Origin of the sequence: Flavobacterium sp. RSSB_23, from assembly GCF_051547145.1 — a bacterium.
Taxonomy (GTDB): domain Bacteria; phylum Bacteroidota; class Bacteroidia; order Flavobacteriales; family Flavobacteriaceae; genus Flavobacterium.
On sequence record NZ_JBPTTO010000002.1, the window covers coordinates 277,454 to 293,659 of the forward strand.

The following is a 16,206-nucleotide window of genomic DNA, read 5'->3' on the forward strand; positions in this document are numbered from 1 at the left end:
TTTATTTTGGTATAATTATATCTGCGTTATCCATGTTCCAATTATGTTGTTAGTTTTAACCGAAAGGCACGCAAAGGATTACGCAAGGTTCGCAAAGTTTTACTCTTTGAGGTAAATCTGTGCAATATGTGTTTATCATCTTCATTACCAAAAAAAATCCGCGTCCATCCGCTTTATCTGTGTCATCCGTGTTCCCATCACGATAGTCTTTCAATTTCAATCTGTGCAAATTTGTGCAATCTGTGTTGTACAATAAAAAATCCGCATCATCCGTGTTCCATTTATGCGTATAGCTAAAATCAATTTGTATAGATTTTTAATTATTTTGTGGACTTTCTGTAATTCTTTGCGACCTTTGCGGTTAAATTACAATTGTCTATTTTGTCACAAATTATCTCTATAACCGCCTTGTCCTCCATTTCCCCTTTGGGCAATGACCCGAAGACCATTTGGGAAAACTATCAACATCCTTCAACTTGTTTTTCGGAGCAATTTTTAGACCATCAAAAGACTTGGGTGGCTGCTTTGGATGCCGCTTCACAACAAGAAGTTTTGGCTCTACAACAAACGGATATTAAGTACAAGTCATTAGACAAGTCGGTGTTGTATGCTATGGTGGCGGCAAGAAAAGCGATGGCGCAGGCAGGTTGGGAAAAAGGAGGCAGTTTTGGCATCAATATCGGCTCGTCTCGAGGTGCCACCGATTTGTTCGAAAAACATTTTCAGGAATATTTAACCACGGGGAAAGCCCAAACTTTAGCTTCTCCCACGACTACTTTGGGGAATATTTCGTCTTGGGTAGCGCATGATTTGCAAAGTACGGGTCCTGAAATTTCGCATTCCATTACTTGTTCTACTGCTTTGCATGCTTTACTCAACGGAGTCGCTTGGTTGCGAGCGGGAATGGCGAATCAATTTTTGGTAGGTGGTAGCGAAGCACCCTTGACTGATTTTACGATAGGTCAGATGCGGGCTTTGAAGATTTATACTCAAAATAAAGAAGAGTACCCCAACCGTGCTTTGGATTTGGATAAAAAGCAAAACACAATGGTTTTGGGAGAAGGTGCAGCAGTATGTTGTTTAGAATTAGGAAAGAAGGAAAACGCCTTGGCTTTTATAGAAGGCATAGGTTACGCCACAGAAATTTTGGAACATAACATTTCAATTTCGGCAGAAGCTATTTGTTTTCAAAAATCGATGGCAATGGCTTTGCAAAACACGCCTTTATCCGAAGTAGATGCTATTGTAATGCACGCGCCAGGCACCATCAAAGGCGATTTGACAGAATATCGTGCCATTGAAAAAATTTTCGGAAAGCAGTTGCCACTACTTACTACCAATAAATGGAAAATAGGCCACACGTTTGGTGCCTCTGGAATCTTAAGTGTCGAAATGGCTATTTTGATGTTGCAACACAAGCAGTTTATTTCCACCCCATTTTTTAATCAAACTTCCGATTCAAGAGCGATTCGTAAGGTGCTCGTTAACGCTGTTGGTTTTGGAGGTAATGCTGTTTCGGTGTTGTTGAGTTTGTAAAATTTGGTTAACTATTTAATCGGTTAAAGCTTTTTGCCACGGATTTCACTGATGATACGGATTTTAAAAAGGGTTTAATCGGTTAATGGTTAATCGTTTAAAGCTTTGCGTCCCTTGCGTAAAACTTTGTGAACTTTGCGGTTAAATTTTTGCCACGGATTTCACTGATGATACGGGTTTTAAAAAGGGTTTAATCAGTTAATGGTTAATCGTTTAAAACTTTGCGTCCCTTGCGTAAATCTTTGCGAGCCTTGCGGTTAAATTTTGCCACGGATTTCACTGATGAAACGGATTTTAAAAAGGGTTTAATCGTTTAAAACTTTGCGTCCCTTGCGTAAATCTTTTCGAGTCTTGCGGTTAAATTTTTGCCACGGATTTCACTGATGATACGGATTTTAAAAAGGGTTTAATCGGTTAATGGTTAATTATTTAAAACTTTGCGTCCCTTGCGTAAATCTTTGCGCTCCTTGCGGTTAATTTTTAGACACAAATTTTAAAGGTTTGTTATTATAAAAAATCCGCGTCATCCGCGTTCCCAAGCTCCAATTCTTTTACTTTCTCATAAACTAAGTTACTCTCAAAACCACGACGAAGCATATAATCACAAAACTTCTTCCTTTTTTTAAGCGTATTTTTTTCCGAAATAGAGTGCCAATTCCTTTCAGCTAAAGTATTAAAAGTTTCCAAATATTCCTCGGCTGAGATTTCTTTTAAGGCAAGTGTAATCAAAGTATTATTGATGTGGCGCATTTTGAGTTCGTTGGTAATGCGGATTTTTCCCCAGTGTTTGATGCGGTGTTTGCCACGGGCAAAACTACAAGCGAAACGCGTTTCATTCAAGAAGTTCTGTTCGATAAGGTGCACAATAAGCTGGTCGATTTCGTGGGATTCTAAATGCATACTTCTCAATTTGGTTACCACTTCTTCGTGACAGCGCTCTTGATAGGCACAATACTGTTCTATTTTGTGTTGGGCTTGAAGAAGGGTGAGTGCTGCTGCCATCTTGTAATTGTTGGGTTTGTAGGTCTTTTGCCTACAAAAATAGCGATTTATAGCCACATAATTCCCTTTGATAATTTAGGTTAGGAATAGGTTAGTAAAAAAAAAATTTCTAAGCACTATAAATGAAGCTTTTACTTGTGATTTAGCCAATATTGGTTACTTTTGCGCTGAACTATTTTAAGTAGGCGTAACCTTATTTTGGTCTTACGTTTTTTAAACTTAGTTTTTACAATTGCTAAACATTTTTTTATGAAAAGAATTTTACTTTTTGTGGTTTTTTTGATGGTTCAATTTGGGTTTGGGCAGACTAGTATTTGGACAAATCCTATAACTGGAACAAACCCTAGTACTTCTAATCCATATACAACAGGGCAAATAGTTGATTCTAATATTGCTGTTAGTGGAATTGGTCGAGGAAGTGGTATTACCGCTATAGCTACAAATGATCGATATGATGCAACAGGATGGAATACAAGTAATGGTATTGATCTCAATGATTATTTTGAATTTACATTAACTCCAAATGCTGGTTATGAAATTGATCTCACGAGTTTTGTTTATACGAGTACAGTTTCAGCAACAAACCAACCAACGCGTTTTGCATTTCGTTCAAGTATTGATGGATTTGCTACCAATATTGTAACTCCCTCGGCTACTGGAACAACAATAAATCTATCCGGTGCCGCTTATCAAAATATTACTTCAGCAATCACATTCAGAATTTATGCTTATCGTTCAGGGTCAAACGCTGGTACTTTTGGTATTAATGATTTTACTTTTAATGGCACTGTTAGTTGCAATTCAAATTTGTCTGTTACAGGTACAACAATTTGTCAAGGAGGTTCAGGTAGTTTGAATGCTGGGACAACTATTACTACAGGTGCAACAAAAACTATTTCAGGAAGTTGGAACACCACTATAAATCCTACAGCTGTTAGGCCAGGAGGTGAGACAAGTGGACCTTTTGATGATACAACAACTTGTTTGTTTATTGCAGGGCAGGTGCGTAGTTACGTGGCTACAAGTTTTCAGGTAACAACTACTGGTAATTATTCGTTTGTTATGACAAATAATGATAATTATGATGGAATGGGGTATATTTATCGTGGAAATTTTGTGCCAGGAAATTGTTCGGGTGGTGGAACTTTTATTCGAGGTGATGACGATACAAGAGTTTTCGGAACAGTAACGACAGATGAGCCTTCAATGTTCAACGTTCCTTTAACAGCAGGTGTTACCTATACATTAGTTACAACAACTTGGTCAACAACAACAAATGATTCGTTTATTTGGACTGTGACACCTCCATCAGGCGGGAATCTTGTTGCGCCAAGTTGGTACACTACAGCAACTGGTGGTTCAGCTATTGGTACAGGCTCTCCATTTAATCCAGTTGGTGTTCCAGGATCAGGATTGTCCAATACTAATACCGCGGGAACAACAACATTTTATGCAGGTTTTCCATCAATTTCAGGTTGTAGAACCGCTGCAAATTTTGTAATAAATCCATCCCCGCAAGGAAGCTTAACGGCAAATGGTCCTTTTTGTGTGACAGGGGCTGGACAACTAACTTGGACAGCAACAGCAGGAACGGGTCCTTACACTGTTATTTATAATGATGGTGTTTCTAATCGTACACGAAATAATGTGACTAGTGGGACCGCATTTGCGACATTTACTACGCCAGTAACGGCTAACACTACTTATACCTTAGTATCGGTAACAGGATCAAATGGTTGCGCTCGCACCACAGGATTTACAGGAGCTTCAGCTACTATTACAGTAAATCCAACTACTGTAGGAGGTTCTGTTACAGGGGGAACCACAATTTGTTCTGGTTCCACCAGTGGATTATTAACTTTAGGAGGAGCCACGGGAACTGTACAACGTTGGGAGTCTTCGGTTAGTCCTTTTACTGTATGGACTACTATTGCTAATACAAATTCAACGTATACTTCAGGGACATTAACACAAACCACGCAGTTTAGAGCGGTGGTTAAAAGTGGCGCTTGTTTAGAAGCCAATTCATCATCTACAACAGTAACAGTAAGTCCAAACAATACTGTTGGATCCCCTTCGTCATCACCTAACTTGTGTATTGGTACTTTAATGACTAGCATTACTCATACCACTACAGGAGCTACAGGAATAGGAACTGCATTAGGATTACCAGCTGGGGTTTCAGCTTCTTGGGCATCAAATACCATTACAATTAGTGGTGCACCAACAGCATCTGGGACATTTAATTATAGTATTGCTTTGGATGGAGGTTGTGGAAGTGTTTTAAATGCAACAGGTACAATAACAGTAAATCCATTGCCTTCAGCCCCAACAATTGGTCCAATTACCCATCCAACTTGTACAGTGGCAACGGGTAGTTTTCAAATCACAGCTTACGATTCGGCAAGAACCTATGCTTTTAATCCAGCAATTCTAAGTATATCAGGAACTGGACTAGTAACTGCTAATCCAGGAGATTATTCTTTTACTGTAGATAATGCTACAGGCTGTATATCATTGCCAACATTAGTAACTATCGATCCACAAAAGGTTAAAACTTGGACAGGAACAACCAGTACTGATTGGAATACAGATTCTAACTGGAGCCCAATTGGTGTACCTACAGTTTCAGACTGTGTAGTTATTCCAGATGAAACCAATGACCCTATTGTTACTACTTTAAGTGCAGATGCAAATGCTAATACTCTTCAAGTAGATGCTAACGCTTCCTTGACTATAAATAGTTTACGTACACTTACTGTGGTTGATAAAATCACAGTGGCAGGTAGTGGAACTTTAATTTTTAATGATAAATCCAGTTTGGTACAAACCACGAATGTTACAAATACAGGAGCTATAGAATACCGTCGTATTTCTTCACCGATGAAGAATTTTGATTACACCTATTGGTCATCGCCAGTTTGGGGAGATGGTGTTGTTGTTCCAAAACAAACGGCCAAAAATCTTTCGCCCAATACTTTGTCGGATAAATATTTTAGATTTAATGGTAATGTTGCAGTAAGTGATTGGGTTTTTGATGATGGAGAAATGACACCTGGTGTTGGGTTCATTATCCGTGTACCTAAGCCAGGTACTACTTATCCAAATGGTGAAAATTGGAATACACCTACTTATTCACAACCGGTAGCTTTCAAAGGAACTCCAAATAATGGGGATTATACCTTTACTGCAGGGGTAGGTGAATTTAATTTAATAGGAAATCCATATCCTTCTGCAATTGATGCCGATTTGTTTATAACCAATCCGAATAATGCTCCTATGATTAATGGGGCATTATATTTCTGGACGCACAATACCGCGATTACAAATAATGAATATACTGCCGATGATTATGCAAGTTATACCTTAACCGGTGGTACTGGAACTGGAGTTGGAGTTGGAAATTTTGTTCCTGAATGGGTTGATGCTAACAGTAATCAAATTGTAGATTCTGGAGAATTTACAGATAGGAATGGGAATGGTTTTCTAGACAAACTACCTGAGTGGGTTGATGCGAATAACAATAATGTGTTTGAATCTGGTGAATGGAATGATGTGAATAATAATAATAAATTGGACTTGCCAACCTTCGAAGTTACCTCCAACAGACCACTTGGAAAAATTGCCGCAGGCCAATCCTTTTTTGTAGAGAATTCAATAGCGGGAGGCTTTCAGTTTACCAATGCGATGCGTGCAACAGGTAATAATTCACAGTTTTTCAAACAAGCCAATACCAAGAAAACAGCAACTGTAGAGAAAAATCGTGTTTGGCTGAACTTGACCAATAGCAAAGGGGCTTTCAAACAATTGTTAGTGGGTTACATTACAGGAGCAACCAACGATTGGGATAATTTGTATGATGGACCAACTTTTGATGGACAAGAGTTTGTAGATTTCTATAGTGTTAACCAAGGAAAAAACTTAACCATTCAAGGACGCGCTTTACCATTCGTAGATACTGATGTAGTGCCTTTGGGTTACAGAAGTACAATTGCTGGGCCATTCGATATTAGCATCGATAACAGAGACGGTGCTTTGGCGGGTCAAGAGATTTGGTTAGAGGACAAAAAGACGAATACGCTTCACGAGTTGAGCAAAGGGAAATATATGTTTACCGCAATTAATGGAGTAGAGAACGACCGTTTTGTGTTGAAGTACACCAATAAAACTTTGGGCACCGATGATAATGAAGTGGCAGATAAATCGCTTATCGTAAGTGTGAAAAACAAAAAAATCACCCTTACTTCTTCAGCAGAAGCGATAACACAAGTACAAATATTTGATTTGTTGGGTAGAAAAGTATACGATAAATCAAAAATCAATGCACAGGAATGGTCAATTTCGAATTTGTCTTCGAGTGAACAAACCTTGATAGTGAAAACTACTTTGGCCAACGGCGCCATCAGTAACAATAAGATTATTTACTAAAGAAATAGCTTTTCAACTAAAAACCCTTTCAGAGTCAAGTGCTTTGAAAGGGTTTTTCTTTTCAGATAGATTGGTTAATCGTTTAATCGGTTAACTGTTTAAACTGTATCCGATTTGATTTTTACCACTAAGCAACACAAAGAAGTCACGAAGACACGCAAAGGAATGTTATTGAACTTTGCGTCATTGCGTCCTTGCGGTTAAATTTTTTTACCACAAAGCAACACAAAGAAGGCACGAAGCTATACAAAGCAATGCCTTTAACTTCGCGACCTCAATGTATGCCATTGAAAACTTTGCCATTGAACCTTTATTTCTAAGTAAATCTTTTTTTTTAATAATTAGAAAGTAATTTAAAACTTAGCGTTCTATTTGGATTAACTTTTACACCTTCATTTTTAGTATTTAGCCTATAAGTAATATTTTTTTGATATAAAATATACACTCAAAAATACTTCTGTTAGTAATTTTGAAATTTAATTAAAAAGTATTTTACTTTTTTGGCTTATAAGTTTTTAAATTTGTGAAAAAATGTAACAATAGCGTGTTTTGTTCTTGAAATATTCGAATAAAGAATTAATTACAAAACTTAGTTAATTCTTTATTGACATGCAAATAATTAACCATATCCTTGGTAAACCCTTCAGTACAATGAAAATGAATAAAATTTTAAGGTTTAATCTTCCGTTTCATAAAAAAAAAATAGATTATTTATTTTTCTCCAATATGTTTGTGTTCCTATTGTTGCTTGTTTTTATAGGAGCAGGGAGTACTATTTATGCTCAAGATGGGACTGTTGGAAATCCTTTTACTAATATCAATCAAGTTACCGACACGACCCCTAATGGTTTTTATCATTTTAATTTTAGTGGAACTAGTTTTGCTACTACTGTTGAAAATGGAGAATTGTTGATAGTTAACGATGTAGGAGCACCCATGTCTCAGGTTTTATCCACAACATCTTCACTCAATACAAGTACAAGAGGAAGATTAGAGACTTCTGTTTTAGCTAATTTAGGTAATATTACTACTATCGTAATAAGATCTAGTGATGGTGCTGTTCGTGCAGAAAGTAAAAATCCAGCGCTCATATCTAGAATAAAACAAGGAAAAACGCTTCATCAAGGGGTGTCAGATAATACTATTAATGATTCTTGGATTGGAAGCTCTTCTGCCGTTTCGTTGATTGAGGATGCAACATGTACCACTTCTTTTTTAGATGATTTGTCTTCTAGTGTTTTTCATGTGTGTGGAGCTAGTAATGGATTTACATGGATACCCGTAAATGCTGATCGTAAAATTTCTTTTTCTTCAGGAAATGTGAACGATAATGTTGGATTTGGTTTGTGGGTTAAAAATGATGAGAGTGCACCAACAATTAGTACTCTGTCAAGTTTGTCGGGTTGTTCTGGTTCCAATTTGGTTATCAATGGAACGAATTTGGCTGGTGTTCAATCAGTAACGATTGGAGGTACTATGGCTACTATTGTAAGTACTTCGGCTACAAGTGTTGCAGTTACGGTAGGATCAGGTTCTACAGGAGTAGTTTCGGTAACTAATGGTGTAGGAACAGCCAGTTCTATAGATGTTTTTACAGTTACTCCTGTCAATACTGTGTCAGCTGCATCTTCAAGTCCAACTTTATGCATTAATACAGTCTTAACAAACATAACTCACACGACTACAGGTGCAAGTGATATTGGAACTCCTTCAGGGTTGCCAGCAGGAGTAATTGCTACTTTTGCATCCAATACGATTACTATCTCAGGTACTCCAACGGTAAGTGGAACGTTTAATTATTCAATTCCATTAGTTGGTGGATGTGGAACAGTTAGTGCCACTGGAATAATCACAGTTAATGCTACGTTAACCACTTCTTTTGGTTCGACAGCAACCATCTGTTATAATCGGGAAGTAGCTAGCCCAAATGTGGGAGGAGTTACTTTTTCAGCAGTTCCTTTTAATCGATATGTAACACTTAATGTGATTCAAGGATTGCAGTATAGAATAGCTACTACTGCGAGTGATATTGGGTTGGTAAAAAAAATAACGCTATACAATAATGCCGCTCCAGCTACAGCATTGAGCAGTAGTTCGGCTAGTAGTACCACTAGTAGCGCCTCTTTGGATTGGACCGCTTCGTTTACAGGTGTTTTGAGAATTGAATTTACAGCTACAAATTGTCAAACAAATCCCAATACAGATACGTTAACAGCTACTTTTATTGGTGGTAGCAATACTGCTGATAATCCCAATTTAGCTGGTACTGATTCATGGATTGGCCACGTTTATGATTTTACTAATAATCCGGATATCGTGCCAGTACCTCCAAGCGATGCTAATGCTTTTGCCAATTATTTGGGAAGTTTTACCCAGTCTAATACAGTTTCAGGATCAACAATTTCATTTAATAATAACTACGGTGGTGAAAATAATTGTTATTCTTTTATAGCTGGTGGCACAGCGCATTCTTTCAGAACTGATACTTTCGCTGTAAGATACCGAATGAACACTACACCTACTGTTTATCCAGCAGGTTGTTATTTAGTAAATATTGCGGGTGACGATGGTGTGCGATTGTATATTGATGGTGTATTGGTGTTTAATTCTTGGAGACAACAATCAACCACAAATTATAATAATGTCTTGGTATATTTGAATGGTTCCAGTCAACTGGTATTTGATTATTATGAGAAAAATGGAGGTAACGTTTCTAATTTCAATATAAGACCAGCCTCAACTTCTATAACTAGTCTCAACACTATCGTAACTAGTGGACCAATTAATCGTTGCGTTGGCACGACTACGCTTTTAGACGGTTCAGTCGTTGCAACAAAAGGAAACAACACAATTGATCCCGTAAAGTATCAATGGCAATCTTCGACAGATAATTCTAATTGGACGAATATTGCTGGAGCAACTGCTGAAGATTACACGGTACCAGCAACTAATCCCAGCACATCAACTGTTATTTATTATAAAAGAAATGTTTTTGGGTCAACCGCCAGTTCAGCGGCCTGTGTTTATAGTACAGCTTCAATTGCAATTACGACCAATCCATCGGTTTCTGCCCCTACAGTTGGCGTAATTACTAATATTACTTGTTCTTCAACTACAGGTAGTGTTGTATTGAGCGGTTTGCCTTCAGGATCTTGGACAATCAATCAAAGTGGTACTAATAGCTCATCTTATTTGGGTTCAGGCACGAGTTATACCGTTACAGGATTAGCAGTTGGGGGGTATACTTTTACAGTAAGTAGGGGCGGATGTACTTCATCGCCTACATTAAATGTTCCCATTGTAGACGCTTCAAGTACCACTTGGAATGGGTCTACTTGGACTAATGGTGTACCTGATGCTACTAAAAACATTATCATAGCTTCTTCATCAGGGGTTCCTTTTGCTGCTAATTTAACTGGTTGTGCATTAACGATTAATAATGGCGTTACTGCTACGGTTCCATCAGGAGTTACGTTAACGATAACAAATGCAGTCACAACCAACGGGCAATTAATTTTTGAAAACAATGCAAGTTTGGTACAAACCACCAATGCTACAAATACAGGAGCGATAGAATACCGTCGTATTTCTAAGCCGATGAAAAACTTTGATTACACCTATTGGTCATCGCCAGTAACAGGACAAAACATTGTTACATTGTCTCCCAATACTTTGGCGGATAAATATTTTAGATTTAGTGGTTCAGCAAATGATTGGGTTCTTTATAATAATCCAACTACTAGTACAATGATTCCTGGTGTAGGTTATATCATTCGTGTTCCTAAGCCAGGTTCACCAGCACCCGATAATTGGTCAGGTCTTACATATCCACAACCGGTAGCTTTCAAAGGAACTCCAAATAATGGGAACTATTCTTTTGCAGTAGGAGCAAACGAATTGAATTTGGTTGGTAATCCTTATCCATCAGCTATAAGAGCAGATGATTTTATAACAGCCAATACTAGTATTATTTACGGTGCCTTGTATTTTTGGACACATAATACAGCGATTGCTCCAAGTGGTTCGGATTATGTTTACACGGCCAATGATTATGCGACATACAATATTACTGGAGGAACAGCTGGAGGTCCATTGCCGATACCTGTAACAGGACCTGCTCCAAGCCCAGGATTAAATACTAGTGTTCCCAATGGATTTATTGCCGCAGGTCAATCGTTTTTTGTAGAGAATGCAGCAGCAGGAAGTTTTCAATTTACCAATGCGATGCGTGCAGCCGGTAACAATTCACAGTTTTTCAAACAAGCGAATACTAAAAAGACAGCGACTATAGAGAAAAATCGTGTTTGGCTGAACTTGACCAATAGCGGTGGTGCTTTCAAACAATTGTTAGTGGGTTACATTACAGGAGCTACCAACGATTGGGACAATATGTATGATGGACCAACTTTTGATGGGCAAGAGTTTGTGGATTTCTACAGTGTCAATCAAGGAAAAAACTTAACCATTCAAGGACGCGCTTTACCATTCATAGAAACTGATGTAGTGCCTTTAGGTTACAGAAGTACAATAGCTGGCCCATTCGATATTAGCATTGACAATAGAGACGGCGCTTTGTCCAATCAAGAAATTTGGTTGGAAGACAAAAAGACCAACACCCTTCACGAGTTGAGCAAAGGGAAATATACTTTTACCGCAATTAATGGAGTAGAGAACGACCGTTTTGTGTTGAAATACACTGGCAAAACTTTGGGCACCGATGATAATGAAGTGGCAGTCAAATCGCTAATTGTAAGTGTGAAAAACAAAAAAATCACCCTTACTTCTTCAGCAGAGGCGATAACACAAGTACAAATATTTGATTTGTTGGGTAGAAAAGTATACGATAAATCAAAAATCAATGCACAGGAATGGTCAATTTCGAATTTGTCTTCGAGTGAACAAACCTTGATAGTGAAAACTACTTTGGCCAACGGCGCCATCAGTAACAATAAGATTATTTACTAAAGAAATAGCTTTTCAACTAAAACCCTTTCAGGGTCAAGTGCTTTGAAAGGGTTTTTCTTTTACAGATAGATTGGTAAATCGTTTAATTGGTTAACTGTTTAAACTGTATTCGATTTAATTTTTACCACAAAGCAACACTAAGAAGGCACTAAGCTACACAAAGGAATGTTATTGAACTTTGCGTCATTGCGTCCTTGCGGTTAAATTTTTTTACCACAAAGCAACACAAAGAAGGCACGAAGACACACAAAGTAAAAGTGTTTTTTTTATAGGAATCAGCTAAAAACTTCTATGTCCTTATTTGTCTTATACGGTTTAAAACACGGAGCTTATTCTCAAAAAAAACTTCTTTGACTTAAATGTTTTTTCTTATAAACTTCTTGATGTTAAATTTTTTCGGTGTCTTTTATGGCTTTTTCGTTTTTGTAATCAATCCATGCTTGTCCTTTGACTTTTCTCATAATGCTATCAAAATAGCGCATAAAGAAAACATTATAAACTGCTTTGGACAAATTAGGGATTCTTCTTGGAAACGCTCTTAAACTCATTGAAAATCCTGGAGTGAGGTATTTCATATAGTGCCAATACCCTTCAGGCATATAAAGCATTTCTCCATGATTTAATGTAGTGATGAGTCCTTGCGCTTTTTTTAAGGCTGGAAATTTTTCAAAATCAGGATTGTCAAAATCGATGTCTTCTCTAGCTATAAGTGCATGAGGGACTTTGTATAGAAAGGGAGTTTGGTCTGGAGCAAAAAGCATGCATTGTTTTTTTCCATGAAAATGAAAATGTAAAATATTGGAATAATCAATATCGTAATGCATAAACACCTTAGAATTTTCTCCTCCAAAAAACAACATGGGTAATTGTTTTACTAAACGTAGCCCTATTTTAGGCCATTTAAAGTCATTTTGAAGTACAGGTACTTCTTTCATTAAGTCGTATAGAAAAATGCGATAATTTGTGGGTTTTGATTGTAAAAGGTCGATGTAATCGGCCATTTTCATAGTGGCGTGCGCTGCGTTGAAGCCATCTTTATGAGAAACTGGGCGATCATCATACAATGGAACAATTTTGTCGCCAGCAATAGTTTTGATGTAATTGAGGTTCCACTTTTCGTAAGCGGGCCAGTCTTTGGTTAATTTTTGGATTACTAAGGGTTTTTGTTTTTTAATGTAGTGGTTATAAAAATCCTCTTTTGAAATGGTTTCAACACGTTCAATTTCAGTAAGATTCAGTTTCATAGAAGGAAATTAAAAATTAAAAAAAAAGCTCTTAGTTTTTTGGACTAAGAGCAAAGTTAATAAAGCTTTAATTTATGGTAAAATATTTTCTACTTATTCTTACTACTAGCTTCTACATTTCTTTCGATAGTATGACCTGGTCTAGACCATTTTGGTTTTTCTCCAAGTGCGTTATACTGAGAGTCTTCTGCTTCTACCGTTTCAGGTTGCATGATTTTTATAAATGGTTTTTGCGGTTGTAATCCTAACATTTCAAACATTTTCATGTCTTCGTTCACATCGGGATTTGGTGTAGTTAGCAATTTATCTCCTGCAAAAATAGAATTCGCTCCGGCAAAAAAGCACAAAGCTTGTCCTTCTCTGCTCATGTTCATTCTTCCAGCAGATAAACGAACTTGGGTTTCTGGCATTACAATTCTTGTTGTTGCTACCATTCTAATCATTTCCCAAATTTCAACTGGTTTTTCTTCCTCCATTGGAGTTCCTTCAACGGCAACTAAAGCATTGATTGGCACAGATTCTGGTTGTGGATTTAAAGTAGAAAGTGATACCAACATTCCTGCACGATCCTCGATACTTTCTCCCATTCCAATAATTCCTCCACTACAAACGGTAACATTCGTTTTTCGAACATTTTCTATAGTTTGTAAACGATCTTCAAAACCTCTTGTAGAGATAACTTCTTTATAGTATTCTTCAGAAGTGTCTAAATTATGGTTGTAAGCATACAATCCTGCTTCAGCTAATCGTTTGGCTTGATTTTCTGTAAGCATACCCAAAGTACAGCATACTTCCATATCCAGTTTGTTGATGGTACGAACCATTTCTAGTACTTGATCAAATTCAGGTCCGTCTTTTACATTTCGCCAAGCGGCTCCCATACAAACTCTTGAAGATCCTCCAGATTTTGCTCTTAAAGCTTGTGCTTTTACTTGACTTACAGACATCAAATCATTTCCTTCAATTTCTGTATGGTATCTTGCTGCTTGTGGACAGTATCCGCAATCTTCAGGACATCCGCCAGTTTTTATTGATAGCAAAGTAGAAACTTGTACTACATTCGGGTCATGATTTTTTCTGTGAATAGATGCTGCTTCATAAAGCAAATCCATTAATGGTTTATTATATATGGCAATGATTTCTTCTCTTGTCCAATTGTGTTTTGTACTGCTCATAGGTGCATTTTTAGTGCCACAAAAGTAATCAATTTGTTTTGAAGTAACAATCTAGGCAGGCTAAAAGCGGTATTATTTGGCGAGAAGTTAGTCCGTTACCAATCGATTGTTCCAATATAAGAGAAGTAGCATTGTTACTACAACGGTTGAGGCAATTCCTTCAAATAGCAAACAAATACTATAGGTCATCACAGATGGATTTCCGCCAAAAAGAAATGTTTTAGAAAGCGATTGCACATATTGATCTCCTCCTTGCAAATAGCTAAAAATAATCAATCCTATAATGCTAAGGAAAACACCAATTAGGGAAGTCTTCATAGCGGATTTTGCATTGTTAGCCAAGAGAACCTCTCCATCGTGAATGTTCATCATAATGGTTCGATTCACGCCATACAATACAAAAAGCGTGTTGAATAAACGCAGGTAGAAAACATCTGATAGGCCAACTAAGTTCATGAACAAAAAATAAATGGCAATACCCAAAAAAATAAGAAAGCCGTTCTGAAATTCTTTTGAAATTTTCATAATGTAGTTTTTTAAGTTATACTTTAGTATGTTGAAAATGAATTCAATAGCAATAAAGTTACTCAAAAAAACGACTGTAAACTTATTTTAAGAAAGATTAACTTTTGTTAAGTAGTTGATTGGTAGTGATATATTCTCTTGTAGTGCTTTCGTCAAGTGCCAATTGTGCTTTTAGAAAATCAATATTTTGAAATTTCTGTTCTGAGCGTAAACGATGCAAAATCGAAATTTTAACGGATTGATTGTATAAATCTTTACTGAAGTCTAAGAAATGAACCTCTATACTTTGTTTCTCGCCTCCAACTGTCGGATTGGTGCCAATATTCATCATTCCATAAACCAGCTGATCGTTAATGATGCTGTTTACAATATATACTCCATTTTTTGGAATTAATTTAAAATCCTCTGCTATGGCAATATTTGCTGTGGGGAAGCCAATGGTTCTGCCTAATTGTTTACCTTGTATTACCTGTCCAGAAATAGGGTAAGGATATTCTAAATAAGCGTTAGCCAAGTCTATTTCGCCTTCTAAAATGGCAGTTCTTATCTTGGTTGAACTAACAGAGATGGCATTGATTTCTTGAGCTGTGATTTGTTCAACTTCGAAGTGATAGGTTTTGCCATAGGTAATCAGATCATTGATATCTGCTGTTCTATTTCTTCCAAAACGATGATCGTATCCAATAATAATTTTTTGAATATTGAAACGATTGACCAAAATGTCTCTAACAAATTCTTCGGCAGTTAACTGAGAAAAAGTAGTATCAAAAGGATGAATAATTAAGTTTTCGATACCTAATTGTTCTAATAATTCTATTTTTTCAGCAATGGTATTTAATAGCTTTATTTCCGATTTTTCTTGGAGCACCATTCTAGGATGAGGAAAAAAAGTAAGTACTACACTTTCGTAGTTGCCATTCATCGTGCCTTGTGTTACTTTTTTCAAAATGGTTTTGTGTCCAAAATGAACACCGTCAAAAGTGCCTAAAGTTAGAATCGTTTTTTTGGTAGCAACAAATTCGTTTATCGAGTGAAAAATCTTCAAAATGACTAATTTATAAAGCTGCAAATTTATACTATCTATTTTGAAAAGCGGCAATATTAAAGTATGATTTTGAAGTAAGACGAAAGGATTACCGGTTCGAATTTTGATTCAGTAGTAATTTTGTTTGATGAATAGAATGGTTTTGAGTACGAAACGAATCTTTAATTATTTATGTTAATAGTATTTTTACTTTAAGTTTTATCAATGGTCTTTTGTTAAATTTTTTTATTTTTCATAATAAATAACACAAAAATTTGTAATGTTTCTATTCAAATATTAGGAGTCA

General features: G+C 36.8%; 8 protein-coding genes. 3 read left to right on the forward strand and 5 right to left on the reverse strand.

From position 1 onward, the window contains the following. Window positions 1-381: 381 nt before the first annotated feature. Entirely contained in the window at window positions 382-1,536 is a 1,155-nt protein-coding gene (locus ACSVH9_RS04780; protein WP_438062709.1) for a beta-ketoacyl synthase N-terminal-like domain-containing protein, read from the forward strand. A gap of 507 nt (window positions 1,537-2,043) precedes the next feature. Here ACSVH9_RS04780 and ACSVH9_RS04785 read toward each other — a convergent pair. Beyond that, entirely contained in the window at window positions 2,044-2,538 is a 495-nt protein-coding gene (locus ACSVH9_RS04785) for a regulatory protein RecX (RefSeq protein WP_438062710.1), read from the reverse strand. Window positions 2,539-2,787: 249 nt separating this feature from the next. On the opposite strand from ACSVH9_RS04785, the gene ACSVH9_RS04790 reads away from it, so the two are divergent. Then, window positions 2,788-6,966, forward strand: coding sequence for a T9SS sorting signal type C domain-containing protein (locus ACSVH9_RS04790; protein WP_438062711.1), 4,179 nt, complete (start codon window positions 2,788-2,790; stop codon window positions 6,964-6,966). A gap of 651 nt (window positions 6,967-7,617) precedes the next feature. Next, window positions 7,618-11,931 carry a T9SS sorting signal type C domain-containing protein gene (locus ACSVH9_RS04795; RefSeq protein WP_438062712.1) on the forward strand — a complete coding sequence of 1,438 codons (4,314 nt, stop codon included), beginning with the start codon at window positions 7,618-7,620 and terminating at the stop codon, window positions 11,929-11,931. A gap of 386 nt (window positions 11,932-12,317) precedes the next feature. Here ACSVH9_RS04795 and ACSVH9_RS04800 read toward each other — a convergent pair whose 3' ends face one another. The 4 genes from ACSVH9_RS04800 to ACSVH9_RS04815 form a co-directional block, all read right to left on the reverse strand. Continuing rightward, entirely contained in the window at window positions 12,318-13,175 is an 858-nt protein-coding gene (locus ACSVH9_RS04800) for a cupin-like domain-containing protein (protein WP_438062713.1), read from the reverse strand. 89 nt (window positions 13,176-13,264) lie between these two features. After that, window positions 13,265-14,350, reverse strand: a complete 1,086-nt coding sequence (bioB, locus tag ACSVH9_RS04805) for a biotin synthase BioB (protein ID WP_438062714.1) — start codon at window positions 14,348-14,350, stop codon at window positions 13,265-13,267. A gap of 87 nt (window positions 14,351-14,437) precedes the next feature. Continuing rightward, entirely contained in the window at window positions 14,438-14,875 is a 438-nt protein-coding gene (locus ACSVH9_RS04810) for a hypothetical protein (protein WP_438062715.1), read from the reverse strand. Window positions 14,876-14,972: 97 nt separating this feature from the next. Next, window positions 14,973-15,920, reverse strand: coding sequence for a bifunctional riboflavin kinase/FAD synthetase (locus ACSVH9_RS04815; RefSeq protein ID WP_438062716.1), 948 nt, complete (start codon window positions 15,918-15,920; stop codon window positions 14,973-14,975). Window positions 15,921-16,206 lie beyond the last annotated feature (286 nt).